Here is a 24,998-nt window from a genome sequence, read left to right on the forward strand (position 1 = left end):
ATGCGGAGGGGACTGGTCACTGCCTCAGTCTGCGGCCTTGCGCAGTGTTGCGCCGTCCAGGACGTAGCGCTGCCCGCTATTCCGGCAGACGGCCTCGCCCTCGCCGCGCACTGGCAGGTCAAGCTGCTCGCCGAATTCGCTCATCCAGCCGACCTGCCGTGCGGGAACGCCGACCATCAGCGCATAGGCAGGTACGTCCTTGTTGACAACGGCGCCTGCGCCGACGAACGCATATTCGCCGATAACGACGCCGCAGACGATGGTGCAATTGGCGCCCAGGGTCGCGCCCCGCTTCACCAGCGTGTCGCGGTACTCGTTCTTGCGCTCGATCAGCGAGCGAGGGTTGTAGACATTGGTGAACACCATGCTGGGGCCGCAGAAAACGCCGTCCTCCAGCGTGACGTTATCGTAGACGGAGACGTTGTTCTGCACCTTGACGTGGTCGCCGATGACGACGCGGTTACCGACGAACACGTTCTGGCCGAGCGAGCAATGCCTGCCGATGCGCGCACCGGCACAGACATGGACAAAATGCCAGACGCGCGATCCTTCGCCGATCTGGGCTCCCGCGTCGACGATGGCCGATGGGTGTACCTGGTCCGTCATCACAGCCTCATGCAAGAAGTTGCTGCAGGAAAGGATGGCCCTCGTTGTCGCTGGGCGCCGTGGCGCGTGCGGAACGGATTGTGCTGACCGTCTCTACGCAGTGACGCGCGTCGTCCAGGCCGTAGCCCCGGCCCGCGAGTATCTCCCGGTAGCTGGTGGTGTGCAGGTCGGTGAAGCCTTCCGAAAACTCGATCTCGGCACCGTCCACGGCGATCGAACGATAGGTCGTCTTCTTGCCCTTCACCGTGGCAGGCAGGTCATTGGCATCGATCGATAGAAACCAGCGTACGCGCGCATTCTCGTATTCGAGGTAGCCTGCAGCCTTGTTGTCCGTGCCATAGTGCACCACATTGCGTTGCAGGCTGCCAAAGATGAAGTGCAACATGTCATAGAAGTGCACGCCAATGTTCGTGGCCACGCCGAAGGATTTGCGCGTGTCGCCTTTCCAGCTTTCCAGATACCACTTTCCGCGCGAGGTGATGTATGTCAGGTCGACCTCGTGCTTGTGCCCGTTGCGCTCGCACGCAACCTTCTCCTTGAGCGCGAGGATTGCCTGGTGATGGCGCAGCTGCAGGATATTGAACACGCGCCTGCCGGTCTCGCGTTCGACGAGCGCGAGCTCATCGAGCAATGCAGGTGTCGGGACCAGCGGCTTCTCGCAGATCACGTCGCATCCGAGGCGCAGGCCGGCAGAGATATGCGACTGGTGCAGGTAGTTCGGCGAGCAGACGGAGATGTAGTCCAGCGCTGCGCCCGGCTGGCGCCGCAGGCGCCAGGCATGGTCATAGAAGCGCTCGAATTCGGTGAAGAATTCGCTCTGTGGCGAAATGCTGTCGAGGATGCCAACTGAATCGTTGATGTCGTACGCCGACACGAGCTCATTGCCCGAATCCTTGATGGCGGTCATGTGGCGTGGCGCAATGTAGCCGGCCGCTCCGATCAGTGCGAATCGTTTCACGCTAGCGCTCCCATGTGCTCAGGCCTTGACAACATTCGCGTATGACGCGCGATACTTTCCGCGGCTGTCGACGAGGAGCTTCGCATGCTGGCGGATGAGAAGATAGTCGAAGGCGTCGTGATCGGTGGCCAGCACCACGGCGTCGAAGCCGCAGAGCGATTCGCCGTCGAGCGGCACGCTCGACAGCTCGAAATAGTGCTCGCGCATTTTCGGAAACACCGGGACGTGCGGGTCGCTGTATGCGACCGTCGCGCCGCGTGCGCGAATCTGTTCCATGATCTCGACCGAGGGCGACTCGCGCATGTCATCGACGTTTTTCTTGTAGGCAATGCCCAGCACCAGCACCCGGCAGCCTTTGAGTGCCTTGCCCTGCTGGTTCAGTCCGTCCACCAGCCGGCTGACCACGTACTCCGGCATGGCCTTGTTGACTTCGCCGGACAATTCGATGAAGCGGGTGTGCAAGCCGTATTCGCGCGCCTTCCAGGTAAGGTAGAAGGGATCGATGGGGATGCAATGCCCGCCCAGGCCCGGCCCGGGATAGTAAGGGGTGAAACCGAATGGCTTGGTTGAAGCGGCGTCGACCACTTCGAAGATATCGATGCCCATCCGCGTGGCCACGATCTTCATTTCGTTGACCAGGCCGATGTTCACCGCACGATGGATGTTCTCGAGCAGCTTGGTCATCTCGGCGGCCTTGGTCGAGCTGACCGGCACCACGCGGTCGATCGCCACTTCGTACAGCGCCATACCGACCTCGCGGCAGACCGGCGTCTGGCCACCGACGATCTTGGGAATGCTGCGCGTTTCGAATTTGCCATTGCCCGGGTCTTCGCGCTCCGGCGAATAGACCAGGAAGATGTCGCCGCCCACCTCAAGCCCGCCTTCCTGCATGCGAGGCAGCAGTTCCTCCTCGGTCGTGCCGGGGTAGGTGGTGCTTTCCAGCGACACCACCTGTCCGGCGCGCAGGTACTTCTTGATGGCGTCCGCGGTGTTGATGACAAAGCTCATGTCGGGTTCACGATGCTTGTTGAGCGGCGTCGGCACGCACAGGATGATGGCATCGCACTCTCCGGCACGCTCGAAATCCGTAGTGGCCTCGAACCCGGTCTCGCGGGCACGGGCGATGCTGCGTGCGGGAATATGCTCGATATAGCTCTGGCCGGCGTTGAGCTTGGCAACCTTGCCCTCGTCGATGTCGATACCCAACACACGGAAACCGATTGCGCAGTAGCGCAGCATCAGGGGCAGCCCGACATAGCCCAGGCCGACGATGCCGATAATGGACTCCCTGTTCTTGATCCGTTCGATGAGATCTTTGGCGATTGGGCTCGACATGATGGAATCAGAAGGTTTGTGGTTGAAGCCGATCGAATCGGACTGACTTGCGAGGTGACAGCGCTGAACTGATGAACCGTGCTCCGATTGTAGAAATTCGCCGACCGCCGGATATGTGGGCATTGTTGTCACCCACACACATTGCTGCACATACACCTGCGATCGGGCGCGTCCCAGCGCCGGTACTCGTCGCGGCGTGCCGGGGAGCCTTCAGACTAGCGATTGGCAATTGAAGGAAACATCGTTCCAACGGGTATCGTCCATTCGACTGAGGCCGTACCACGCCATCGCGCGTGCGGTGCGCGACAGGCCAGCAATGTGCGAAACCGCACGGATGCTGGCAAGGTGGCATTCCCGGAATGCGAGCAATGGGGGATCGGAGCTGCCGCGAATCCACGCGCAGCTGCTACGGATCGGCGCGACCTGAGCGCAACGCGCGTCGACGCAATAGGCACTGCCACAACAAGCAATCCCTCAGGGATTGAGGAGCGAACGCAGGTACAGGTATGTCAGCAGGATGCGCGAGGGGGTCTTCTGGATAAAGAAGTAAGGCTGCTGTCTGGCGCCGAATGCCCTGAAAAAGCGCTCGACCGGCTCCAGCATCGACCCTTCGAAGTCAAACGTGCGCGCCACGCCCGAGGCGTAGCGGATTGCTTCCCACATGCACAAGCTGGTCGCGCCACTGGTCCGGAGCACTGGATCTGAGCCGCCCATCAGGTAATAGGCGACTCGCCCGTCCCAGACCAGATAGACGCCGGCATGACGACGGCCTTCCTTATCCACGGCAATGAAGAACTTGCGTGCGCCTCGCGCCGCACACGCGGCGTCAAGGCGGCGCACGAAGTCGTCCGTGTAGGGTATCGCCATGCGTTGCCGGGAGAAGACCTGCCGGTTCAGCTTGATGAACTCGTCGATGCCAAGGTCGTCGCGCACCTGAAGACCATGGCGGGAGCCCGCCTTGCGGATTTCGGCTCGGATGTTGTGCTGCATGCCATTCCAGAGCGCTTCCGGATCCGACAGGTCATCGAATACGTAGGTGTACTTGGTGGTCTGACGGAACCCCTTCCAGGCAAAGGGCAGCCAATTGGTCTGGCCGGGATCCCAGTGCTGCTGGAAATGGTCAAACCGCGGGAGCTGCCCGATCAGATCGTCCATCAACTCCTTCTGCTGGCCCAGCACTCTCGCCGGCTTGCCATCCATCGGGGCCAGCCACGGTCCGGACATCTTGGCCAGTGCCGGCTGGGCAATGACTGAAAACCCGTACATGCGCCGGGGGGCGTAGGGCAGGCTTGCGACTATCTGACCGCCGCGCTCGACCAGCGCTACGCTCCAGTTCCCGGGGCCGGCGGTGGCGTCCAGCCACCACGCCTGACTAAATAGCGGAATATTCGCAGTATTGCAGAGCTGGCGGTAGCGGGCTTGTGCCGCGTTACCCGCAACCTCCGTGTCAGCGACCTGCCTGACGGGAGCAGTGGCTCCGCTCGCCGCTGGAGCATTTAGTCCGGGGTGGTGGTCAGCATCCCCTTGACGGCTGGGGTCGGAAGTCGGCCGCACCAGGTCCGTCGCGGCACTGGCAATCCCATTCGCGCTGTTCATCGATTCCTTCCATGCCGTTAGCCGGCTGATGCTTCCATGGCAACATGCTGCTCCGCCAGTTCGCCGACCCTGGCCAGGTAGGCGCACTTGAACAGTTCGATGCCGGCCTGATAGTGGACTTCCTGGCCGTGCTGCCCGCGCACGCAATTCAGCAGCACTCTTACCAGGTTGGCTCCCGCCAGATGGGTAAAGGGGTAGCCGCCTCCAAATCTTGGATTCAGCTCCAGGAGATACTGGCGCCCTTCGCGCTCGATCACATCGCAGTCGACATTGCCGATATGTCCCAGTTCATGGCTGATGCGCGTGGCGATGTCGTCGAAAGGCCCGCTTTCGACCGTGATCGCGCGATCGGTCTCTCCCGCGCGCATCGACAGCTTCTTGCGCACGGCAAATCCGACCGGCCTCGCTTCAAGGTCGTTGAAGATATCGAGTCCGTACTCCTGGCCCGAGATCCATTCCTGGATCATCACCGCCGCATCTGGCTGTCCCAGCCTGGCAAAAGCCGATTTCCTGCACATCCGCTGGCAGTAGGCATAGGCGAAGCGAAGCTCGTCGAGGTTCTCGACGAACAATATGCCAAAACCTGCGCTGCCCCAGCGGGGTTTGACCACCAGTGGGAAAATCTCGGTTCCCGCCGAAATTGCATCTTCGGCGCTCTCCAGCGTGGCATAGCTGCGCGGCGTCGATACTCCGATAGATTCGGCAAACTGCACAGTCAGGAACTTGTCCGCGCACAGATTCACCACCTCTGTCGACGAGATCACCGGTATCGTTCCGATCTCGCGAAACCGTTGTGCGTTCGCCGCAAGGAGCGGAAGTTCCAGGTCATTCAGGGACAGGATGGCGGAGACCCGATGCACCCTGCACAGGTTGAGCAGGAAGTCGATGTAGTTATCCGCATCAAGCCCGGGCGCCAAAAAAAACCTGTCGCACGCGCTCGCAGCCGGCGCGCCGCCATTCATGTCCACTCCAAGCACCAGGCCGGCGCCATTCAGCTCCGACTTGAAATACTCCGCCAGGTAGCGCCTTCTACCTATGCACGTCAGCAGAACGTTCATGTTCACCCCAATGCCATTCCAGTCACAATGACCCTGTCGTAGCCCAGCAGGCCCCGTCATGCAGGCCTTCGGCCGTTTTCGTTGGAATAGTGCCTGTATACCGGCATTTTGTTTTCTGCTGCCTTGAGTCGTGGCTTGCCGACCGCGCGGACGCCTGCTGCACCCGATGCCCACGCTCAATGTCTGACATATGTCATCTAATCAGAATGGCCTGCCCGAAAGCAGCGCGATACGTGCGCAAGTTCACGAAGTGGCGACACGCCTCTTGTACCGCGAGCGGGAATGTGACATTCAGCACGAGAAGAGTCATCATGCGATGTGAATCGGAACGTCTTCGTTCGCAGCGGGCCGGGGCACGCTCGCCGCATGCTGAACACCGGGACTGCCTGTGAACGTCGGTACCTCGATGTCCCCTGCTGCGTTAATGCCCTGGCGGCCGACAACGGTGCCTACCGTGCGCAAGAGGATCTTCAGATCCAGCCAGAAAGAGTGGTGGTCCACGTACCAGGTGTCCAGGCGAAATTTCTCTTCCCAGGTCAGGGTGTTCCGCCCGTTCACCTGTGCCCACCCGGATATGCCGGGGCGGACCAGAAGGCGGCGAGCCTGGTCGGGTGAGTAACACGGCAAATACTTCATTGGCAGCGGGCGTGGGCCAATGACACTCATGTCCCCCAGCAGGACGCACCAGAACTGGGGTAGCTCATCGAGGCTGGCGCGGCGCAGGAATCTGCCGAACGGCGTGAGCCTGTCGTTGTCCGGCAGGAGATTGCCATCCGGGCCTCGCTCATCCGTCATGGTTCGGAACTTCACAACCCGAAATGGCCTGCCGTCCAGGCCCGCCCGCGTCGGTCGAAACAGCACCGGACTGCCTAGCTTCCAGCGCACGGCACCCGCCAGGAGCAGCAGCGGTATTGCCAGCACAAGCAATGCCATGGAGGCGAACACAATGTCAAACAAGCGCTTCATGATCGATCCGTCCAGTCTGTCACGCAGAGGAGTTCATTGCCGCCGTCCGACGGATTCCGAATTTCCGCTCTGAGTCTTATCTCACCAAAATCGGCTCGTTGTGTGAAGCAGCAAATGTGGCCGAGGCCACGTTCTGCCGCGCCACTGGTCATGCCAAAGTCGGGGCGCCGCTGTGATCGAAAAGGAGTGTGCGGGTCCGTACCGATGCACCGGAGGGCAGGTTTCAGACTGCCGTAATCTGGCTGGGCGCGTGATCGAAGCAACCGACGACGGCTGCATGGCGCGCAACGCTGCTCCGGAAGGCGCGGCTTCGCAACCGCCAGGAAAACTCAAAAGGGAAGAGCAATAATGTTCTCATCCACGGATACGGTTATTGTCGGGGCCGGCCCCTATGGTCTGTCGGTTTCGGCCTATCTGAGCAAGGCCGGCGTGCCCAATCAGATTCTCGGGGAACCAATGCATGCCTGGAGAAATTTCATGCCGCCGGGGATGCTCTTGCGCTCGGAACCGTTTGCCTCGAATCTCTACGCGCCGTGGAAAGGCTATACGCTGGAAGAATATTGCCGTCGTAATCGCGTCGCGTACCGACAGGTCGGATTGCGCGTGCCGCTGGAACTCTTCGTGGACTATGGGCTGTGGTTTCAGTCGCGACTGGTCAGTCATGTGCGCCCGGTGGAAGTTGTCGACATGCACCGCAAGGAGGGGCTCTACCGGCTGCTTCTGAGCGATGGCAGCGCCATGGCGGCGCGGCGCGTGGTAGTCGCCCTGGGCCTGAAAGGATTCGCGCAGGTGCCCCCGGCACTGCAGGCCATGCCGAAGCCTTACGTGGTCCACTCCGGCGAGTTCGGAAGCCTGGCTTGGGCGAAAGGCAAGAGTATCGTTGTTGTCGGCGGGGGCCAGTCGGCAATCGGGCTGGCTGCGCTTTTTGGCGAACTCGGAGCTCGGGTTCGGCTGCTTGTGCGCGGCGAGATCAATTGGGGCAGGGAGCCGCGTGTCTCCGGCGGTGGTGTCACAAGGCTGCTCCGAGGGCGCGTCGGCCTGGGACGTGGTTGGGATTCCAATAGTCCAAGTGTGCTTTTGATGTCCTTCCTGTTGTCCGAGCACCCCGCCTTCTTCCACATGATGGATCTCCAGCGCCGCCAGAGGTTGCTCGACACGGGTTGGGCACCGTCTGGGGCGTGGTGGCTGCGCGATCGCGTGGAGGGCAAGGTTGATATCCGGACCCAGAGCGAAATCAGGGATGCCGAACTCAGGGACGGTCAGGTAGTCCTGCAGGTCTCGAGCGCGAATAATGTGTCCCGAATCAGTGCCGATCATGTTGTTCTGGCCACAGGGTTCAAGATTGATATGGCCAGGCATTCCTTCCTCTCCCAGGAGCTTCAGGATTCGCTCTCACTCGTTTGCGGCGCGCCAAGCCTGACGCGCAATTTCGAAACCAATCTACGCGACCTGTACGTGGTTGGACCCGCGGCTGCGCTGAGCTTCGGGCCCGCACTGCGTTTCGTCTATGGCGCGAAGTATGCGGCGCCACACCTGGCACGGCACATTCTCGGGCGCTTCAAGGAGGACGGGGATCATCGTGTCCAGCCATCGGCCCGAGAACCGGAACTGGACCAGGAACACAGTGGAAGCCGTTTGCATGGGCAAACCATGCTTCATGTCTCCGACAACAAGGCGAAATAGCGTCGGAATCCCTGGCTTTGTCCATCGGGCGCCGTACTGGATCTTCGACAGTGCGGCGAACAGTGTCGTGGCGTCATGACGGATGATGTCAGGCACGTCGCAAGCCAACGATGCCGCGTGCGTTCTCCACGAAGCACGGATAGCCGCAGGCAGGCTTGACGGCTGGCGCGTGCGCTCTGCACGCACCAGACCCGCGCAGCACCACCCTGCCTGACGCTCGGAACGCTCGGAAATGCATGGCCCTCGGACCAGGCGCGCGCTCAGCTGTGCCGAGCCACACGGGGCCGTGCAGGACCTGGCTCGGCAATTGGGTTACTGCGTCGCCGTCCCGGGCACCTGGCCGGCCGCCTTCAGCCAGCCTCGCTCGGATTGGACAATGTTGGGGGCTGCAGGTCCACGCCGACTTCCGGGGACGGGTTCCGGCGCGATGTAACGCCGCGCAACGGCGGCGGTGCGGGTGCCAGCACCTTGCGGGCGGGCGAATCCAGAGAGCTGTAGGGGGTGTACTCGGAGACCAGGCTCTGTACGGCGATCTGGATCTCCAGCTCGTCGCGGGTGTCGCAGGCTGCGAGCAGGCGCTGGAGCTTCGCCTGCAACTCTGCGGCTTCGAGAAACGGTTCGTTCGAGCACATGATGCGCTCGTGACCGCTGGCCGTCACCTCGCCGCCGATCAAAAGCTCTTCAAAAAGCTTCTCGCCCGGGCGCAGCCCTACGACTTTGATCTCGATGTCGCCGGCAGGGTTCTTGCGCGTCTTTTCCACCAACCCGGACATCTCGATCATTGTGCGGGCAAGGTCGATGATGCGGACCGGCTTGCCCATGTCGAGCACGAACACTTCGCCACCTTTGGCCATCGCGCCGGCCTGTATTACCAGCTGTGCCGCTTCGGGGATCAGCATGAAGAAGCGAATGACATCCGGATGCGTAATCGTGATGGGCCCGCCCGCGCGGATCTGCTTGCGGAACAGCGGCACCACCGACCCGGATGAGCCCAATACATTACCAAAGCGCACCATCGAGAACGTAGTTCTCGTATTGGGGCGGGCGGCGGCAGCCTGGAAAACGAGTTCTGCAATCCGCTTGCTTGCGCCCATGACATTGGTAGGGCGGACCGCCTTGTCGGTGGAAACCAGCACGCAGGTCTGAACGCCGAAATGATCCGCCAGGTCGGCGACGGTCTGGGAACCCAACACATTGTTGCGAATGCCCTCCGGCATGTTCACTTCGACCAGCGGCACATGCTTGTAAGCCGCGGCGTGATAGATGGTGTCGACCTGCTGGCCGCGCAGTGCCGCGGACATTGCGGTGGAATCGCAGACGGAGCCGATCCGGGCATCGATCTGCAGTTCAGGATAGCGCTGCCGCAGCTCCTCTGCGATCGCGTAGAGGGCATATTCGGAGTGGTCGAACAGGATCAGTCGCTGCGGTCCCTGCGTGGCGATCTGACGGCATAGCTCCCTGCCGATGGAACCACCCGCGCCGGTGACCATTACCGTCTTGCGTAGCGTGCACTTGGCGAACAGGTCTTCACGTGGGGGGACGATGTCGCGGCCCAGCAAGTCTTCCACGCTGATGTCACGGATGGACTGCACGGTGATCTGCCGGTCGACCAGTTCGAGCAGGGTGGGCACTGTGCGCACGCTGACCGCATAGTGGTGCAACTTCTCCACAAGCTGGCGGCGGCGTTCTATGGGCAGGGTCGGCGCGGCCAGCACGACTTCATTGATCGCGTACTTCTGGATCTGCGCGCGCATCTGGTTGCTGTGATGGACGGGGAGGTCGGCAAAGATCTTGCCCTCGAGCGCGAAGTCGTCATCAAAGAAGCAGACCGCCTTGTGACGCAGGCTGGATCGCATGGCGATGGCGAGCTGGAAGCCCGCCTCGCCGGCTCCAAATATTGCCATGCGCAGAGGCGCTGGCTCGGCCTGAACCTGCCGGGACTGGAGCGAGCGCATCAGCAATGCACGCGCGACAAAGCGGGAGATTACGACATAGGAGAAAGCGATGAACCAGTAGATCAGCAGGCCGGTGCGAGGCAGCCGGTCGAGGTGCACCAGGAACGACAGCGCATAGGTGATCCCGATGATGCAGGCCAGGCTGGTGCCAGTCGTCCAAAGGACTTTCAGGTCGAAATACCTCACGACGGTCCGATACAGGCCGCTGAGCGAGAACACGGGAATCGTGCAGGCCGCAATGATCAGCGGCGGTGTGATGCCGTACTGGGCCAGCAACTCGAAATTGCCGACGCGCAGGAACAAAGCGAAAGCAAAGCACAGCGGCAGCGCAAGCAGGTCAGCCGATATCATGAGCGCGACCTTGCGGCGTCGGGGCAGCGCAATCAGCCAGCGCGAAAATAGCCTGGTCATTTGCCGGAACCTCCATGCACCGCAGGGTGCAGGGACCTGGTGGCGACCAGGCTGCGACAAGGATGCCCTACTGGCGGAACGAACAAGAATGGCTGCACACGGTTTTGCATTGTCTTGAGGCTTCTTCTGTCAATGGCTTCCGATTTGCCCGTCGGCCCGTCCGTTGGCCCGTCCGTCAGCCCGTCAGCCCGTCAGCATGACTGGGTGCTTCGGCACCACTCCAGACTGAAGCAATTATTGTTGCTGGCGCTTCTCTTGCAACACCGCAACGTGGGCTTGCGTACGCAATGGGCGCCGGCGCGCGCCCTCACCATGGCGCCTCATCTGAGTGTCCTAGTCCACATGGTGGCCTTCACGTGCCAATGCAAGTCTGGTTAGATGATGGCATTCCAGCGGGTGCTTAGTTGACACCTGGCCTGCGCGGCAGTACCCGCTCCGACTTCCATTGCTGAGGTGGACGACCATGCTGGATACCAGCTTTTCTCCCTGGCCAAGTTTCACCGCCGACGAGGCGGCTGCCGTCCAGAAGGTGCTGTTGTCTAATCGTGTGAACTACTGGACAGGCTCCGAATGCCGGGAGTTCGAGGAGGAATTTGCCAGTTGGGTGGGGACGCCGCATGCAATTGCGCTGGGAAACGGGACGCTTGCGCTCGATGTCGCGCTGAAGGCGCTAGGCATTGGCCCAGGCGACGAGGTCGTGGTCACGCCACGCACGTTTATCGCCAGTATTTCATGCGTGGTGAATGCGGGTGCAACGCCAGTCTTTGCCGATGTCGAGCTTGCGAGTGGCAATCTTTCGGCAGCGACGATCGGCAAGGTGCTGACGCCAAGGACACGAGCCATCATCTGCGTGCACCTGGCCGGCATACCCTGCGACATGGACCCGATCATGGCGTTGGCGCGCGAGCATGGCATCAAGGTGATCGAGGATTGCGCGCAGGCACATGGCGCGCGCTACAAAGGGCGCTCGGTTGGCGCAATTGGGGATGTGGGCGCCTGGTCCTTTTGCCAGGACAAGATCATGACCACCGGCGGCGAGGGCGGGATGGTGACGACCAGCGCAAGAGACCTCTGGCTGCGCATGTGGTCGTACAAGGACCATGGCAAGAACTGGGATGCGGTCTATGGGCGCCAGCATCCCCCGGGATTCAGGTGGTTGCATGAGTCCTTCGGTACCAACTGGCGCATGCTGGAAATGCAGGCGGTGATCGGGCGCATACAGCTTGCGCGCATGAAGCAATGGACGGCGCAGCGCGCTGCCAATGCAGAGGTCATTGCCGGCGCGCTTCGGCAATGCGCTGCAGTCTGGCTGCCCGCCTGCCCACCTGATGCCCGGCCTGCGTGGTACAAGTTTTATGCATTCGTCCACCCGGAGTTGCTCAGGGAAGGCTGGAGCCGTGACCGCATCGTGGCCGAGATCCAGGCAGCCGGGGTACCCTGCTATGTGGGCGGCTGCTCGGAGGCTTATCTCGAGAAGGCGTTCGATGACACTGGCTGGCGTCCGCCGTGTCGGTTGCCCAATGCCAGATTGCTGGGTGAATGCAGCCTGATGCTGCTGGTACATCCCACCCTGACCGAGGCCGAGATTGCCCTGGCTGCGCGGGTGGTGCGCGAGGTAGTCCTTCGTGCAACCCTGCCGACGGGAGCAAGGCAGGACGTGGAAGGCGTGGCGATGCACGATGCGGCTCGGGATTGCGCCGGCGCCATGCAGCGATGATGCACCGGCCAACGCTGATCCGGCTGGACACCGTGGGGTCCCTTCGTGCTGGTGCGCCAGGTTTTTTTCGCGTGGGAGGACAAACTGTGCAGACCGGCAGGCAGCCTGAACCGCAACCTGTGACGTCATGAAGATCCAGCTGCTCGCTCCATCAGACACCGCCTGGGGTGAGGTGCTGCGGCGCCGCTGTCACGACTGCTACCACATGCCCGGCTGGGCGCGTGCGGCGGAGTTCGGCGACCGTGGCAGCGCAGGGGCGCTATATGCCCGCGACGGTGAGGCCGAGTTGCTGCTGCCGCTGGTAAGGCGCGCCATTGGCTGTGGGGAGTGGGATGCCGTCTCGCCCTACGGCTACGGCGGGCCGCTCCTGAGCGAGGGCGCCGGGCAGGACTTTGCCGATGCCGCACTGCGCAAGGCTATCGCCATGTTGCGCGCCGATGGCTGCGTGTCCTGGTTCATCCGTTTGCATCCGCTCCTCAATTCAAGCTGGAACAGCGCAGTCGGTGAGGTGGTGGATCAAGGCCCTACGGTCACGATTGACCTGACCAAGAGCGAGGCCGCGCACTGGCGTGACACCGCGCATGGTCACCGCAGCGATATCAACCGGGCCATGCGCGCCGGTATCACTGTGCGCATCGACGAGTCCTTTGGCGCGCTGGGCAGCTTCCTCGCAATGTACAACGCGTCGATGCGGCGGCTGGGGGCACCGGCATTCTATTACTTTGATGAGCGCTACTACCACACACTGCGCCATGAACTCGGTGACCTGCTGAAGCTGTTCGTCGCCGAGGAGGCTGGCATGCCCATCGCCGCAGCGCTGCTTACCGTGGCGCCGTCGTCGGGCATCTTGCAGGGGCACTTGTATGGCGCCGACGATCGCGCCCTGAATCGCCAGCCGCTGAAACTGCTCATTCACGCGCAGCGGCAATGGGGCCGCGAGCACGGATATCGCGTGCTGAACCTGGGCGGGGGGCGTGGGAGCAACGGGGAGCAGGATTCGTTGCTTCGCTTCAAGCGAGGCTTCTCGCCTGACACCCGGATGTTCCGCACCCAGCGCCTGATTGTCGATCCCAAGCGCTACGCCGCGTTGTGCGGCGGTGGCAAGGCTGGCGAGCAGGAGTTGGCGGACCTGCGCGGATACTTTCCGGCGTACCGGCGCTAGTTTGATCCCGGAGTGGGACGCAGAAACGGGTACGCTGGCGCACCCTGCGCGGCGCCACTCAGGCCATGGATCCCGGCAGGCTCGTCCCGGCTGCTGCGCCGCGCGCCTGCGGCAGCCGGTCGGCGCGCAGCAGCGCCCACAATTTCCGTGTCGTGTCCCACGCCGGCACCGCGCCATGCCAGCCTGCCTGGCGCACATTGCGCGCCAGCATATGTGGCAGCGCCACCGCCAGGAACAGCGCCGCCCTGACCGGACGGTGCTGGCTGCGCCCGTGGCGGCGGTAGGTCACGTACAGGCGCGACGCCGCGCTGGCCGGCTCGGTGTCCTCGTCATGGCCGACGGAGACCATGTACTGATTGACCGCGCTTGGTACCAGCGCGATGCGGTGGCCGAACTCGTACACCGCGCGGCTGGCGAACTCGCAGTCCTCGTAGCCTGCCGCGAGCTGCTCGCAGAAGCGGATATGGTCGAACAACTCGCGCGGGAACACGGTGCTGTGGAGCACCACTGAGCACAGCCGCTCGCCATGGCTGTAGTCCAGAGACGGGTAGCCCAGAAAGGCTGCCTTGCGCGGCTTGCCGCGCTGTCCCTGGCACATGTCCGTGCCCGTCACGATCAGCGGTGTGGCGCAGCCCGATGCCGTGCGGTGCATGTAGTCGTCAGCCAGGCAGTCGGCCATCTGCTGCAGGAAGGTTGGCCCCAGCCGCGTGCGGTCGTCCAGGAACAGCACGTGCGAACCGGTGGCAACGGGCAATATACGGTTGCGGTTTGCGGCCCTGGTGCGGCGCGGACCTTCCAGATAGGTGATGTCCGGATAGTCGCGGCGCATCATTTCGCGCGTGTCGTAGCCGTGACTGTCGTCCGTGACGATCAGCTGATGCGGCGGCATGGTGGAATCGGCTACCGATTGCAGCGTGTGCCGCAGGCCTTCAGGTTGGTCGCACGTGGCGACACACACCGAAAAGGTCGGCATGAAAGTGCGTGCCGGCATGTTTGACCCCCTGTGATCCACAGATCCAGGCACTGCGCCGGCCCGTCTTGCGCGGGTACGGCGCAGAGTCTGGTGTTACAGCGCCGTGCTGGTGGCCTGGAATGCGGCGTCGCCACCACGGGATGCGGCTAGCGGGCGCGCGCTGCTGTCGCGCGAAAAACGTTCGTCGCCGCTGACCCACTCCAGCGTCGCGCCGCGCTGCAGGGCGGCGTAGACCGCCTCGCCCTTGTTGCGCACCTTGAGCCGCTGGTACAGCGTGCAGGCGTGGCTTTTCACCGTGGCCACCGAGATATTCAGCATGCGGCTGACCGTCTTGATCGGATAGCCGCGTGCCAGCAGCACCAGCACTTCGTACTGGCGCGGCGTGATCTTGAGCATTTCCGCTTCGCCGTAACTCGGTTCTTCCTCGCCGATCGGCATGGCGCCGGCGGCGTCTGGCGCGGGCAACGGCTGGCCGGGCCTCAGGTCGGTCAGGTCGCGCACCGCCACGGTAGTGCGCGGCGTGCTGCGCTGCGCGCTGGCGCATGAGGCGAGCGAAAGCGATTCGGTGGGCAGGTTCGCCGGCAAGGGCAGCGGCGCGGCCGAGGCGAGCGATTGCACCGCCGGCATGGCCGAGCGCGAGGCGGAAGGCGTGGTCCCGGTTTCAGCCGAGAACAGCAGGCCCTGCACGCCGGAGATGGCCAGGCGGATGGCCGCCTCGATTACCGCCAGCGAAGCGGTCTTCGGCAGGCAGCCGCACACGCCGCGGGCGCTTTCCGGATTGGGCACGTGCAAGGGCAGTACGTCGGCCAGGATCAGCACGCGCTGCGGCTGCAGCACGGCCTGCGCCTGTTCGAGTTGTGCCCAGCCCGGACCGGATTCGGCGGGCATGCCAAACACGAGCAGGTCTGCATGGTGGTGCCGGCTATCCAGCCTGGCGATGTCCGCGGGCGCGATGGCTGCCACCTGGGCGGATTCCTGGATGTTCTCGAGCATCTGCAACAGCCCGAGCCGGAGCAGCGGATGCTCCTCGATCAGCAACGCGTTCATCGACTTCACTCCCCGTTTGCTCGGGAGCGGACTGCGGGGCGCTTTGCGTATGGAGGGCAGTGCAGGACGTCAGCCACCATTGGTGCCTGACCGCGTGTGTGACCCCCATGCTTCCATGCCCCGGCAGTTCCGTTCTTCTGGATGGAACTTGTCGATGGCTGGATGGTTGACCCGAACCCGAACCCGAAAGATTCTCGCTCCTAAATCGGCTTAAATTCATCTTATGGGCTGGTTGAGTGGATTGCAAGCGAGCGGATTTGGGACGAGGCAGGGTGGGAATGACAGACGCGTCATAATCCTTTAAGAATTCACCCAAATGCGCCATGCCAGGTTCCGCAAACGCCGCGCTGGTGCCGGGTCCGGGCAGTTTCACCGATGTGACAACCGAAATTAAATTGGTTGCAGCGTTGAAACAGATCGCATTATCCAAAGCCCTCGTGAGAGGGATTGGTAACCCCATCGTGGGGTGTACGGAATATATCGCCCATGCAGGTGGCGCAATAATGAAACGGCAGCTTGATACGGGGCTTCGTAATATATCTGCACGATTAATGACGCGCTCGGGCGCATGGCCTAGTGCTTCTGGATGAGGAGTGGCTACACCCTCGGCATGAGACCTGGGAAGGCTGCTGCACCGGTCTGCACCCGGCTTGCCACCAACTGCATCAGACAAGGTGGCAAGCCGGTTTCGGGCCTTGTCAGTCAGCGGGTCCAGTAGCCGGGGCGCATCACCCAGCCGTTCGGTCCGCGCACCCAGCGGTCGGGCACGAAGCGGTGGCCCGGGCGTTGCGCCTGCCAGTAGCCGGGGCGCCAGTCGTAGCTGCCGCGAGCGCCGACCCAGTGGCCGGGCACCCAGACCTGGCCGCGGCGCGCGGCGGGATGCGGCTCATAGCGCGGCGGCGGCGGATGGCCATAGCCGTGGGCGACGGCCGTGGGATGGGCTTCGGCGGGCGCGATGAGTCCGAAGGCACCGCCCGTGGCGAGGACGGCTGCTGCAAGCATGAGCTGGCGTTTCATGGAATGGCTCCTTGTGGGCGGTGGTGGTCAGGCAATCAGGCAAGCGATCATCAATCTCAATCCGGGGATCAATCCAGGGGATCAATACCGGTCGTAGTGATGGTGGTAGCGGGGCGGCGGGCCGCCCCGCGGCGGCACGACGATGCAGGCGGAAAGCAGTGCGGCCGTGGTCGACAGCAGCACGACCAGGGAAAGGGCTCGTTTCATTTCTGGGCTCCTGGCGGGATCGCGTTGGACACGGCTTCAATGTAGCGACCGGCCCCCTCGCTGCGTGCTTGCACTTGTAAGGCTGTCTCACATGGGGCTTAATCGGGCGCGATCGGGCGCGCGCTGCCTGGCGATGCCTGCGCAGCCTTGTACGGCAAGGCGCCGCACGCCGGAGCGGCACCGCGGATGGGTGCGGCCAGCCCTCGGGTGGCGTAATGTGACGTTACATCGGAAATAAACCTAGCAAGCAAGCGCGTGCGTCGGGAGGCCGCCAGCGTGTCGGCCGGGCGGCCGGCGCACTGCCACTTCTGACGCAGAAATGGGTACGGCCGGCGCCGATGCCGAAGCCTTGCCTGCAGTCCTTGCCGGGACCGGGACGGTGCAGCATGCTTCAACATGGCTCGCGCTGCGTGCCGGGCTGGCTCGTCACGGTGCGCGCGGGATGCGAGTACGGCCGCTCCGGGGCATTGCGCCAATGGCATGAAGCTTGCGCGTGGCGGAGTGCCAGACGGAGTGCCAGACGGAACCCGGTCGGGCCAGGAAGTGGAATCTGCCACGTGTGCTTGAAGGAGGCGCCATGCCAATCATGCTCATCGTGCTTGCCTTGCAGTTTTTGCAGGGGCTGTCGCCACCCGCCGCTGCGCTGTTTGCGCTGCCGCAGGAGCTGGAGACGCCGGATGCCACGGCCACGGTCGAAACCGCGCTGACTCGCTGAACCTGCCGCCAATGGGCGGTGGCGCTCCGCATGGCTTCCATCCACGCCATAGCCATGGAGGCAGCATGAACCGCAGCGACGTCACCGATCTCATCATCGAAGCCAAGGTCAGGCGCGGCATTACCTGGGCGCAGGTTGCCGAGCGTGTCGGCCGCAGCAAGGAATGGACGACGGCCGCGTGCCTCGGCCAGATGACGTTCGACGAGGCCGGAGCGCGCGCGGTGGCGGAGATCTTCGGGCTGCCGCCCGAGGCCGAGGCCTGGCTGCGCGAGGTGCCGTACAAGGGCTCGCTGCCAACGGCGGTGCCGACCGATCCGTTGATCTATCGCTTCTACGAGCTGGTCAGCGTGTACGGCACCACCTTCAAGGCACTGATCCACGAGGAGTTCGGCGACGGCATCATGAGCGCGATCGATTTCCGCATGGACCTGCAGCGCGAACCCGACCCCAACGGGGATCGGGTGCGCATCGAGATGTCGGGCAAGTTCCTGCCCTACAAGACCTATTGAGGGCTTACGGGCTTGTCGTCGATTGTCGTCGACGGCCTGGCCGCCGGCGCCGGCGCGGCGTAGGCCGCGCCAAAGCTGGCCGGGTTCAGGCGCAGCGTCAGCACGCCCACCAGCGCGGCGCAGCCGAGGTGGTACCACCAGCCCGCGGCAAAGCCGCCGGTATGGGCTTGCAGCATCGCGGTCAGCCACGGCGCCAGTGCCGCCAGCAGGAAGCCGCCGCCCTGCATCAGCGCGCTCAGCGCGCCGGCGCTGTCCGGGTCGGGCAGGTGGTCCAGCGCCACCACCAGGTACAGCGCAAAGCAGCCGCCCAGCCCGGCGCCGCCGATCACGGCCCATGCGTACGGCGCTGCGTCGGGCCAGAGCGCGAGCCCGGCAAAGCCGGTCACCTGCATCGCCAGCGCCAGCAACATCCACGCGCGCCGGTCGACGCGCCGTGCCGCCAGCGCCGGCAGTAGCAGCGCCGCGCCGGCCTGCGCCACCGCCATCAGCGCCACCAGCGTGCCGCTGGCGGGTGCGCTCCAGCCGTGGCCCTGGTAGAACGGCGCCAGCCAGGCCACCAGCGAGGCATAGCCGCCATTCATCACGCCAAAGCATCCCATCAGCAACCACGTGCGCGGCCGGCGCAGCAGGGTTCGCGTAATGGCTGCGGACTGGCCCGCGGACTGGCTGCGCGCCGCCGCGTGGTCCGGCAGCCGGTCGTTGCGATGCGCGCGCGGCAGCGCCACCCAGGCCAGCGCGAGAGCGGCCAGCGCCGGCAGCGCCCACAGCGCCAGCGCCTCGCGCCAGCTGCCGGACAGCGCCGTCACGTAGGGAGAAAGTTGCGCGCCCAGCGCGCCGCCGCCCATCAGCGCGGCCGAGTACAGTCCCATCACCGGGGCCACGCGGCCGGGGAATTCCTGCTTGACCAGTCCCGGGCAGGCTGCCTGCACCACGGCCACGCCCAGCCCGCACAGCGCCGCCGAGGCGATCAGCCAGCCGGCGTCGGTCACGCCGAGGCGCAGCGCGCAGCCCGCGCCCAGCAGCGCCAGCGCGCCCAGCACCGCGTTGCGCGCGCCCAGGCGGGCGCGCAGCGCGGGGCCGAAGAACGCGCCCACGCCCATCAGCAGCATCGGCAGCAAGGTCAGCCAGGCCATGCCCTGGTACGTGAGCCCGGTGCCGGCGCGGATCGACGGCGCGAGCGGCCCCACCGCGGTCAGGAACGGCCGCAGGTTCAGGCCGATGCCTGCCACGGCGGCCAGCACCAGCCAGCGCGCCGGGGCCCTGCCGCCGCGCGCGCACGCCGCGGCGCCGGCTAGGTCGGGCGCCTGTGCCATGTCCGCCATGTCAGCCGCGCGGAGCGTGCGGCGCGCGCGGGCCGTAGAGCTGGGCGGCGGACAGGTCTACCGGCAAGCGCGTCAGCGGCAGCGGGGGCGGATCCAGCGGCAGGCGCAGCGCCTGGTAGGCGGCCTCGCTGGACAAGCCGAAGGGCGCGGCATCGTTGTTGTCGAAGGCGTAGTAGACCGCCTGCACCCCGGCCATGGTCATCGCCGCCAGGCACATCGGGCAGGGATGGCCGCTGGCGTAGACCACGCTGCCGCGCAGGTCCGGACGGCCCAGCTTGCGCGCCGCGGCCCGCACCGCTTCCATTTCGGCGTGGGTGGTCGGGTCGTGGCTGTGCACGATGTCATTCACGCCGGTGGCAACGGCCTGGCCGTCGATGGCCAGCACGGCACCGAACGGACGACCGCCGCGTTTGCGATTGGCCGCGGCAAGGCGCACGGCCTCTCGCATGAATTCCTGGTGAGTGGTCATGGTTTGCGCAGGGATCCCGAAAAGTGAGTCCACGCTCGCAAGTCTTGCGGCATGGCAGGTGGCAGGCTGCACACTGTACGCGGGGGCTTGGTGATTGGGAAATTAAATGATGAAATCGCCGGCAGTGGAAAACCCAATGGAAAGCCGGCCATGCAGGACCCCCGACTCGATCCCGTGCTGTTGCAGAGTTTTGTCGCCGTGGCGGAAAGCGGCAGCTTTACCCGCGCAGCGCAGCGCGTGCACCTGACCCAGTCGACCGTCAGCCAGCAGGTGCGGCGGCTTGAAGACCAGCTCGGCTGCGTGCTGCTGGACCGCGGCGGGCGCTACGTGGTGACGACGCCGGAGGGGGAGCGGCTGCTGGGCTACGCGCGCCGCCTGCAGCAGCTGATGGCCGAGGCGGTCGGGCAGTTGCGCCAGAGCGCCGGCCAGGGCGAGATCCGCATCGGCGTGCCCGAGGATTTTGCCGCGCGGCCGCTGACGCCGGTGCTGGCCGGGTTTGCCGACGACTGGCCCGGGGTGCGCCTGGAAGTGACCAGCGGCATGAGCCACGAGCTGTGGCAGCGCTTCCAGGACCGCGAGCTAGACCTGGTGCTGGTCAAGCAGCGCGTGGCGCAGGCGCCGGGCATGGCGAGCTGGCCCGAGCCGCTGTGCTGGATCGACAGCCGCAGCCGCCCGGCGGTGGCGCGCGATCCGGTGCCGCTGGTGGCCTTTCCCGCCGGCGGGCTGTACCGCGGCGAGATGACGCACGCGCTCGACGCCGGCGGGCGGCGCTGGCGCATCGCCTTTGTCAGCGCGAGCCTGGCCAGCATACTGGCCGCCGTGGCGGACGGGCTCGGCATCACGCTGCTGCCGCGGCGGCTGGCCACGGCGCATCACGAGGTGCTGGATGGGGGCGGCTGGCCGGCGGCGGTGCCGGACGTCGAGCTGAGCCTGCACGCGCAGCCGGACCTGCCGGCCCCGGCGCGCGACATGGCCGCGCGCCTGGCCGCCCTGTGCGAGCGTGTCATGAGTTCCGGCGCGGCGGCGCCGGACGCCGGCTAGCGCAAGCGTCAGCCGAAGTATTCGTTGTAGTAGCGGGTGCAGGTGCCGGACGGCCGGAAGGTGTACGGCAGTTCGGCCAGCGCGGCGGCTTCGAGCGAGCCGAAGGGGATGTCGGGCGCGTTCAGGCTGGCGGCTTCAGTGGTGTCGGATTGATGGGCGGGATGCTGGGCGGGATGCTGGGCGTGGGCTTGCGAAGTCATTTTTGCGGTACGTCGAAGGCCGGACGGGCCGGCGATTGGCAACGCATCCATCCTAATGCGCCCGGGCCTCGCGATCAGCCCCCCTGCGTTGAACACACTGTTGCGCAATCGCGTCCAATCGCGGTGCCTTGTGAGACGTTGGCGGCGGATGAATGCAACTCGCCGGTTGCGCCGACGCCTTCCGCGGCAAGGTCTATATTGGCCGTGGGGCACCATCGTGCGGTGCTCCGGCCGGGAACCTGCCGGCCAGCCAACCGGGAGCGCGCAATGTCAGTCCCACCGTGCTTTGCCGATCGCCGCGAAGCCGGCCATTACCTTGGCCGCCGCCTGGCGGAGCTGGGCTTCGGCGCCGACAAGCTCGACCAGCCCGCACTGGTGCTGGCGCTGCCGCGCGGCGGCGTGCCGGTCGCCTTCGAGGTGGCGCGCGCGCTCGGTGCGCAGCTCGACGTGCTGCTGGTGCGCAAGATCGGCGCCACCGGCTACCCGGAGCTGGCGCTGGGCGCCGTGGTCGAGGGCGATGCCGCCGGCGGCGGGCCGCATACGGTGGTGAACGACGATCCCTGGGCGCGCCGAGCGGTGGAAAGCGGCAGCTTCGATGCCGAACGCGGGCGCCAGCTCGACGAGATCGCCAGGCGCCAGCAGCGCTATCGCGGCGGCGCGCCGGTGCCGGCGCGGGCCGGGCGTACCGTGATCGTGGTCGATGACGGCGTCGCCACCGGCGCGACCATGCGTGCCGCATTGGAAGGCGTGCGCATGGCGGGCGCCGCGCGGGTGATCGCGGCCACACCGGTCGGCGCGCAGGAAGGGCTGGCCAGCCTGGAGGCGGCCGCCGACGAGGTGATCTGCCTGAATACGCCGCCCAACTTCGGTGCGGTTGGCTCTTTCTACCTGGATTTCACGCAGACCAGCGACGACGAGGCGCTCGGGCTGCTGCGCCAGGCCACCCCCACGCGCGCGGGCTGACGCGCCGGCGCCAGCGTCAGTATCAGGCCCGGGCGGCCAGGCGCCGCTTCAGGTGCGGAACCAACCCCCCGGCGCCGAGGATTTCGCGCAGGAAGCCAGGGATCGGCTCGCACGCCACCGTGCTGCCGTCGTCTAGGCGCAGCAGCGCCGTCTCCAGGTCCACTGCCACCCGGGCGCCGTCGGCCAGCCGGGCGGCCTCCGCGCACACCAGCACCGGCAGTCCCAGGTTGATCGCGTTGCGGTAGAACAGCCCGCCGAACGACTGCGCCACCACCGCGCCCACACCCAGCTCGCGCAGCGCCTGCGGCGCTTGCTCGCGCGAGGAGCCGATGCCAAAGTTGGCGCCCGCTACCAGCACATCGCCCGGCCGCACGCTGCCTGGAAACTCGGGGCGCAGCGAGGCCAGGCAGTGCCGCGCCAGCACGGGCAGCGGCGATTTCATCAGCACGGCGGGAGCCATGGCATCGGTGTCGACGTTGTCGCCGAAACGCCAGATGCGGCCGGCCGGCGTTGGGGCCGTGGTTTGGGCCGCGGTTTGGGCCAGTGTGGGGGCCGGTGTGGGGGCCGGTGTGGGGGCGGTAAGGGCAGTCATGCAAGAGGTCAGGCCCGCCTGCGCGGGGCACGTGGTCAGGCCGCGTCGCTATGTCTATGTCTTTATGGCAGCAAGGTGCGCGGGTCGGTAATGCGGCCGGTGACGGCGCTGGCGGCCACGGTCATCGGCGAGCCCAGCCACACCGCGCTGCCGGCATCGCCCATGCGGCCGGAAAAATTGCGCGCGGTCGAGGCAATGGCGCTGCTGCCGGCCGGGAAGCGTGCGGCGCCATAGCCCGCGCAGGCGCCGCAGGCGTTGGCCAGCAGGCTGGCGCCGGCCTCGGCCAGGATGGCGAGCGTGCCTTCGCGTTCGGCTTGCTGCTGGTCGCGGCGCGAGGCGGCGGCCACCTGCAGCTTGACACCCGGCGCGACCCTGCGTCCGCGCAACACGCGCGCGGCCATGCGCAGGTCTTCCAGCTTGGCGCCGGTGCAGGCGCCGAGGTAGGCGATCTGCACCGGCTCGCCGGCGGCCTGGTCGACCGGCGCGCTGTTGGCCGGCGAATGCGGCGCGGCCACCTGCGGCGCCAGCGCCGCGGCGTCGAAGCGGTGGTGCGCCAGCACGGGCGCCTGCGCGTCGGTGCGCCAGTGCGCCAGGTCGATCTGCGCCAGCACCTGCGCCGGCACGCCGGCCTGTGCCAGCCAGTCCAGCGTGACCGCATCGGGGGCGACCAGGCCGGTCTGCGCGCCCAGTTCGGCGCTCATGTTGGCCAGCGTCATGCGCTCCTGCATCGGCAGCGCGGCAACGGCGCTGCCGGTGTACTCGATCGCTTCGTAGCGTCCGCCGCCCAGGCCGAGCGTGGCGCACAGGAACAGGTTGATGTCCTTGGCGCAGACCCCGGCTGCGAGCACGCCGTCCCATTCCAGCCGGATCGTGTGCGGCACGCGCAGCCAGATCTCGCCGGTGGCCAGCACGCCGGCCATCTCGGTGGCGCCCACGCCGAACATATAGGCGCCGAACGCCCCGCCGGTCGGGCTGTGGCTGTCGCCGCCGACGATCAGGCGGCCCGGCAGGACGTGCCCGCGTTCGGGCAGCACCACGTGGCAGATGCCTTCGGCATCGATCAGCTCGGCGCCGGCCTGGCGCGTCCAGTCGCGGGTGAAGCGCAGGATCGATTCGGCCTGGGCATCGCCGCCCGGCACGAAGTGATCGGTCACCACGACATAGCGCGACGGGTCCCACACGCTTACGCCGAGCTCCTGCAGCAGCGGCGCAACCCGGCGCGGGCCGCTGGAGTCGTGCGACATCGCCAGGTCGACCCGGCAGATCGCCACCGTGCCGATCTCCGCATAGTCCAGTCCGGCGGCGCGGGCGACCAGCTTCTGGGCCAGCGTCGCCGGCCTGGCCGCCGCCTCCGCGCAAGGGGAGTCCGCAGGCACGCTCATTCCGGCGATGCTCCCGAATACTTGACCACCGATGCCCAGCGCTTGACGTCCTGCTTGACGAAGGCAGCAAATGCCTCGGGCGCCATGCCCACCGGCTGCGCACCGTCGTTTTCCAGGCGCTTGCGCACCGAGGGCGACTCCAGCCCCTTGCGCGCCGCCTGGTAGAGCGCCTGCGTGAGCTCCGCAGGCATGCCGGCCGGGCCGAACAGGCCGAACCACGCGCTTGACTCGAAACCCTTGACGGTTGCGCCGATCGGCGCCGCGCCCGGGAACTGGGGCATCGGCGCCGGGCTGGTCACGCCCAGCACCTTGAGCTTGCCCGCGCGCACGTGCGGCAGCACGTTGATCGTGCTGGCGAACATCAGGTCGCACTGTCCGGCCAGCACGTCGGTAAGCGCCGGCGCGGTGCCCTTGTACGGGATGTTGACGATATAGGTGCCGGTCATCATCTTGAACATGTCGCCGGCCATGTGCAGCGACGAGCCGACCGAACCGATGGCGAAGTTCAGCTTGCCCGGCTCGGCGCGCGCCAGCCGGATCAGCTCGGGCACGTTGTTGGCCGGCAGCTTCGGCGTGGCCACCAGCACGCTGGGCACGGTGGCGACCAGTGTGACCGGCGTGAAATCCTGCACGGGGTCGAAGGGCAGCTTCTTGTACAGCGTGGCGTTGATGGTGTGGCTGGTGAAGCTCATCAGCAGCGTGCTGCCGTCCGGCGCGCTCTTGGCGACCAGATCGGCGGCGATATTGCCGCCCGCGCCGGGCCGGTTCTCGACCACCACGGACTGCTCCAGCAGCTGCGACATCTCCTGGGCGATGGTGCGCGCCAGCGTGTCGGTGGTGCCGCCGGCGGGGGCGCCCACCAGGATCCGGATCGGCTTGCCGCCAGCGACCTGGCCCTGCCCCTGGGCAGCGGCGCCAGGCGGCAGGATCAGCCCGCAGGCGGCCAGGGCGGCCAGGCCGGAAACGCGGCGCAGCGCGGTGCGGCGCGCGGACACAGGCGGAGACTGACGGGTCGGGCTGGACGAAACCAGGCGGAACACTGGCATGACGACTCCTCGCTAGATGTGATCGGGAGTGCGCAGTATCGCCCGACTCGGGTGCCCGCGCATCCTTT

The 24,998-nt window shown here is 65.7% G+C and carries 24 protein-coding genes; 7 read left to right on the forward strand and 17 right to left on the reverse strand.

From position 1 onward, the window contains the following. Positions 1-24: 24 nt before the first annotated feature. The 6 genes from wbpD to IPF36_RS12035 all read right to left on the reverse strand — a co-directional run bounded on the left by wbpD (position 25) and on the right by IPF36_RS12035 (position 6,519). Positions 25-606, reverse strand: a complete 582-nt coding sequence (gene wbpD / locus IPF36_RS12010; protein ID WP_133097154.1) for a UDP-2-acetamido-3-amino-2,3-dideoxy-D-glucuronate N-acetyltransferase — start codon at positions 604-606, stop codon at positions 25-27. A gap of 7 nt (positions 607-613) precedes the next feature. Further along, on the reverse strand, positions 614-1,564 hold the full coding sequence (locus tag IPF36_RS12015; RefSeq protein WP_195428030.1) for a Gfo/Idh/MocA family protein: 951 nt from the start codon (positions 1,562-1,564) through the stop codon (positions 614-616). 18 nt (positions 1,565-1,582) lie between these two features. Beyond that, complete coding sequence (gene wbpA / locus IPF36_RS12020; protein WP_133097186.1) at positions 1,583-2,899, reverse strand: UDP-N-acetyl-D-glucosamine 6-dehydrogenase; 1,317 nt, start codon at positions 2,897-2,899, stop codon at positions 1,583-1,585. A 474-nt stretch (positions 2,900-3,373) separates the two neighbouring features. Further along, the gene (locus tag IPF36_RS12025) at positions 3,374-4,495 is read right to left on the reverse strand and encodes a GNAT family N-acetyltransferase (RefSeq protein ID WP_195428031.1); all 1,122 of its coding nucleotides are present in this window, start codon (positions 4,493-4,495) and stop codon (positions 3,374-3,376) included. 17 nt (positions 4,496-4,512) lie between these two features. Next, positions 4,513-5,553 carry an ATP-grasp domain-containing protein gene (locus IPF36_RS12030; RefSeq protein ID WP_135703374.1) on the reverse strand — a complete coding sequence of 347 codons (1,041 nt, stop codon included), beginning with the start codon at positions 5,551-5,553 and terminating at the stop codon, positions 4,513-4,515. Positions 5,554-5,862: 309 nt separating this feature from the next. Further along, positions 5,863-6,519, reverse strand: coding sequence for a sugar transferase (locus IPF36_RS12035; protein WP_133097150.1), 657 nt, complete (start codon positions 6,517-6,519; stop codon positions 5,863-5,865). Positions 6,520-6,867: 348 nt separating this feature from the next. Here IPF36_RS12035 and IPF36_RS12040 point away from each other — a divergent pair, with 348 nt between their 5' ends. Next, positions 6,868-8,202 (forward strand): NAD(P)-binding domain-containing protein, encoded by a 1,335-nt coding sequence (locus IPF36_RS12040; RefSeq protein ID WP_133097149.1) that lies wholly within the window; start codon positions 6,868-6,870, stop codon positions 8,200-8,202. A gap of 350 nt (positions 8,203-8,552) precedes the next feature. Here the strand turns inward: IPF36_RS12040 and IPF36_RS12045 are convergent, their stop codons facing one another. After that, the gene (locus IPF36_RS12045; RefSeq protein WP_195428032.1) at positions 8,553-10,568 is read right to left on the reverse strand and encodes a nucleoside-diphosphate sugar epimerase/dehydratase; all 2,016 of its coding nucleotides are present in this window, start codon (positions 10,566-10,568) and stop codon (positions 8,553-8,555) included. A 463-nt stretch (positions 10,569-11,031) separates the two neighbouring features. Between IPF36_RS12045 and IPF36_RS12050 the strand changes: the two genes are divergently transcribed. Both IPF36_RS12050 and IPF36_RS12055 read left to right on the forward strand, forming a co-directional pair. Further along, positions 11,032-12,285 (forward strand): DegT/DnrJ/EryC1/StrS aminotransferase family protein, encoded by a 1,254-nt coding sequence (locus tag IPF36_RS12050; RefSeq protein WP_135703375.1) that lies wholly within the window; start codon positions 11,032-11,034, stop codon positions 12,283-12,285. Between the two features lie 127 nt (positions 12,286-12,412). Next, positions 12,413-13,447, forward strand: a complete 1,035-nt coding sequence (locus IPF36_RS12055; protein WP_135703376.1) for a GNAT family N-acetyltransferase — start codon at positions 12,413-12,415, stop codon at positions 13,445-13,447. Positions 13,448-13,505: 58 nt separating this feature from the next. Here IPF36_RS12055 and IPF36_RS12060 read toward each other — a convergent pair whose 3' ends face one another. From IPF36_RS12060 to IPF36_RS34610, 4 genes are all read right to left on the reverse strand, one after another. Further along, a complete protein-coding gene (locus IPF36_RS12060; RefSeq protein WP_135703377.1) occupies positions 13,506-14,438 on the reverse strand; it encodes a glycosyltransferase family 2 protein in 933 nt (310 codons plus the stop codon). A gap of 75 nt (positions 14,439-14,513) precedes the next feature. After that, positions 14,514-15,467 (reverse strand): LuxR C-terminal-related transcriptional regulator, encoded by a 954-nt coding sequence (locus tag IPF36_RS12065; RefSeq protein ID WP_135703378.1) that lies wholly within the window; start codon positions 15,465-15,467, stop codon positions 14,514-14,516. A 702-nt stretch (positions 15,468-16,169) separates the two neighbouring features. Next, positions 16,170-16,484 carry a YXWGXW repeat-containing protein gene (locus IPF36_RS12070; RefSeq protein WP_133097143.1) on the reverse strand — a complete coding sequence of 105 codons (315 nt, stop codon included), beginning with the start codon at positions 16,482-16,484 and terminating at the stop codon, positions 16,170-16,172. Positions 16,485-16,565: 81 nt separating this feature from the next. Beyond that, on the reverse strand, positions 16,566-16,691 hold the full coding sequence (locus IPF36_RS34610; protein WP_255519748.1) for a hypothetical protein: 126 nt from the start codon (positions 16,689-16,691) through the stop codon (positions 16,566-16,568). A 577-nt stretch (positions 16,692-17,268) separates the two neighbouring features. Here IPF36_RS34610 and IPF36_RS12075 point away from each other — a divergent pair. Next, the gene (locus tag IPF36_RS12075; RefSeq protein ID WP_165971554.1) at positions 17,269-17,406 is read left to right on the forward strand and encodes a hypothetical protein; all 138 of its coding nucleotides are present in this window, start codon (positions 17,269-17,271) and stop codon (positions 17,404-17,406) included. Between the two features lie 65 nt (positions 17,407-17,471). Further along, entirely contained in the window at positions 17,472-17,915 is a 444-nt protein-coding gene (gene cynS / locus IPF36_RS12080; RefSeq protein ID WP_133097142.1) for a cyanase, read from the forward strand. Here cynS and IPF36_RS12085 read toward each other — a convergent pair. Continuing rightward, positions 17,909-19,228, reverse strand: coding sequence for a cyanate transporter (locus IPF36_RS12085; RefSeq protein WP_255519749.1), 1,320 nt, complete (start codon positions 19,226-19,228; stop codon positions 17,909-17,911). The genes cynS and IPF36_RS12085 overlap by 7 nt on opposite strands. Before the next feature lie 10 nt (positions 19,229-19,238). Beyond that, positions 19,239-19,706 carry a nucleoside deaminase gene (locus IPF36_RS12090; protein WP_135703380.1) on the reverse strand — a complete coding sequence of 156 codons (468 nt, stop codon included), beginning with the start codon at positions 19,704-19,706 and terminating at the stop codon, positions 19,239-19,241. A gap of 150 nt (positions 19,707-19,856) precedes the next feature. Here IPF36_RS12090 and IPF36_RS12095 point away from each other — a divergent pair, with 150 nt between their 5' ends. Next, positions 19,857-20,747, forward strand: a complete 891-nt coding sequence (locus IPF36_RS12095; RefSeq protein ID WP_133097139.1) for a LysR family transcriptional regulator — start codon at positions 19,857-19,859, stop codon at positions 20,745-20,747. A gap of 8 nt (positions 20,748-20,755) precedes the next feature. Here the strand turns inward: IPF36_RS12095 and IPF36_RS12100 are convergent, their stop codons facing one another. After that, positions 20,756-20,947, reverse strand: a complete 192-nt coding sequence (locus IPF36_RS12100; RefSeq protein WP_135703381.1) for a hypothetical protein — start codon at positions 20,945-20,947, stop codon at positions 20,756-20,758. A 267-nt stretch (positions 20,948-21,214) separates the two neighbouring features. On the opposite strand from IPF36_RS12100, the gene IPF36_RS12105 reads away from it, so the two are divergent. Then, positions 21,215-21,910, forward strand: a complete 696-nt coding sequence (locus tag IPF36_RS12105) for a phosphoribosyltransferase (RefSeq protein ID WP_135703382.1) — start codon at positions 21,215-21,217, stop codon at positions 21,908-21,910. Positions 21,911-21,932: 22 nt separating this feature from the next. Here IPF36_RS12105 and IPF36_RS12110 read toward each other — a convergent pair whose 3' ends face one another. The 3 genes from IPF36_RS12110 to IPF36_RS12120 form a co-directional block, all read right to left on the reverse strand. After that, a complete protein-coding gene (locus tag IPF36_RS12110) occupies positions 21,933-22,502 on the reverse strand; it encodes a 3-isopropylmalate dehydratase (protein WP_195428034.1) in 570 nt (189 codons plus the stop codon). A gap of 62 nt (positions 22,503-22,564) precedes the next feature. Continuing rightward, a complete protein-coding gene (locus IPF36_RS12115; RefSeq protein ID WP_368671144.1) occupies positions 22,565-23,878 on the reverse strand; it encodes an aconitase/3-isopropylmalate dehydratase large subunit family protein in 1,314 nt (437 codons plus the stop codon). Between the two features lie 2 nt (positions 23,879-23,880). Beyond that, the gene (locus IPF36_RS12120; protein ID WP_133097134.1) at positions 23,881-24,930 is read right to left on the reverse strand and encodes a tripartite tricarboxylate transporter substrate binding protein; all 1,050 of its coding nucleotides are present in this window, start codon (positions 24,928-24,930) and stop codon (positions 23,881-23,883) included. Positions 24,931-24,998: the final 68 nt, after the last annotated feature.

Source organism: Cupriavidus sp. IK-TO18, assembly GCF_015549295.1.
Classification (GTDB): domain Bacteria; phylum Pseudomonadota; class Gammaproteobacteria; order Burkholderiales; family Burkholderiaceae; genus Cupriavidus; species Cupriavidus oxalaticus_A.

What these genes read in the sequence shown, in the direction of transcription:
- IPF36_RS12065 (WP_135703378.1), bottom strand. Translation starts at nt 15,467, where the DNA reads ATGAACGCGTTGCTGATCGAGGAGCATCCGCTGCTCCGGCTCGGGCTG.
- IPF36_RS12120 (WP_133097134.1), bottom strand. Translation starts at nt 24,930, where the DNA reads ATGCCAGTGTTCCGCCTGGTTTCGTCCAGCCCGACCCGTCAGTCTCCG.
- IPF36_RS12040 (WP_133097149.1), top strand. Translation starts at nt 6,868, where the DNA reads ATGTTCTCATCCACGGATACGGTTATTGTCGGGGCCGGCCCCTATGGT.
- wbpA (WP_133097186.1), bottom strand. Translation starts at nt 2,899, where the DNA reads ATGTCGAGCCCAATCGCCAAAGATCTCATCGAACGGATCAAGAACAGG.
- IPF36_RS12035 (WP_133097150.1), bottom strand. Translation starts at nt 6,519, where the DNA reads ATGAAGCGCTTGTTTGACATTGTGTTCGCCTCCATGGCATTGCTTGTG.
- IPF36_RS12025 (WP_195428031.1), bottom strand. Translation starts at nt 4,495, where the DNA reads ATGAACAGCGCGAATGGGATTGCCAGTGCCGCGACGGACCTGGTGCGG.
- IPF36_RS12095 (WP_133097139.1), top strand. Translation starts at nt 19,857, where the DNA reads ATGCAGGACCCCCGACTCGATCCCGTGCTGTTGCAGAGTTTTGTCGCC.
- IPF36_RS12110 (WP_195428034.1), bottom strand. Translation starts at nt 22,502, where the DNA reads ATGACTGCCCTTACCGCCCCCACACCGGCCCCCACACCGGCCCCCACA.
- IPF36_RS34610 (WP_255519748.1), bottom strand. Translation starts at nt 16,691, where the DNA reads ATGAAACGAGCCCTTTCCCTGGTCGTGCTGCTGTCGACCACGGCCGCA.
- IPF36_RS12030 (WP_135703374.1), bottom strand. Translation starts at nt 5,553, where the DNA reads ATGAACGTTCTGCTGACGTGCATAGGTAGAAGGCGCTACCTGGCGGAG.
- IPF36_RS12050 (WP_135703375.1), top strand. Translation starts at nt 11,032, where the DNA reads ATGCTGGATACCAGCTTTTCTCCCTGGCCAAGTTTCACCGCCGACGAG.
- IPF36_RS12085 (WP_255519749.1), bottom strand. Translation starts at nt 19,228, where the DNA reads ATGGCACAGGCGCCCGACCTAGCCGGCGCCGCGGCGTGCGCGCGCGGC.
- IPF36_RS12105 (WP_135703382.1), top strand. Translation starts at nt 21,215, where the DNA reads ATGTCAGTCCCACCGTGCTTTGCCGATCGCCGCGAAGCCGGCCATTAC.
- IPF36_RS12045 (WP_195428032.1), bottom strand. Translation starts at nt 10,568, where the DNA reads ATGACCAGGCTATTTTCGCGCTGGCTGATTGCGCTGCCCCGACGCCGC.
- IPF36_RS12055 (WP_135703376.1), top strand. Translation starts at nt 12,413, where the DNA reads ATGAAGATCCAGCTGCTCGCTCCATCAGACACCGCCTGGGGTGAGGTG.
- IPF36_RS12070 (WP_133097143.1), bottom strand. Translation starts at nt 16,484, where the DNA reads ATGAAACGCCAGCTCATGCTTGCAGCAGCCGTCCTCGCCACGGGCGGT.
- IPF36_RS12060 (WP_135703377.1), bottom strand. Translation starts at nt 14,438, where the DNA reads ATGCCGGCACGCACTTTCATGCCGACCTTTTCGGTGTGTGTCGCCACG.
- IPF36_RS12075 (WP_165971554.1), top strand. Translation starts at nt 17,269, where the DNA reads ATGCCAATCATGCTCATCGTGCTTGCCTTGCAGTTTTTGCAGGGGCTG.
- cynS (WP_133097142.1), top strand. Translation starts at nt 17,472, where the DNA reads ATGAACCGCAGCGACGTCACCGATCTCATCATCGAAGCCAAGGTCAGG.
- IPF36_RS12090 (WP_135703380.1), bottom strand. Translation starts at nt 19,706, where the DNA reads ATGACCACTCACCAGGAATTCATGCGAGAGGCCGTGCGCCTTGCCGCG.
- wbpD (WP_133097154.1), bottom strand. Translation starts at nt 606, where the DNA reads ATGACGGACCAGGTACACCCATCGGCCATCGTCGACGCGGGAGCCCAG.
- IPF36_RS12100 (WP_135703381.1), bottom strand. Translation starts at nt 20,947, where the DNA reads ATGACTTCGCAAGCCCACGCCCAGCATCCCGCCCAGCATCCCGCCCAT.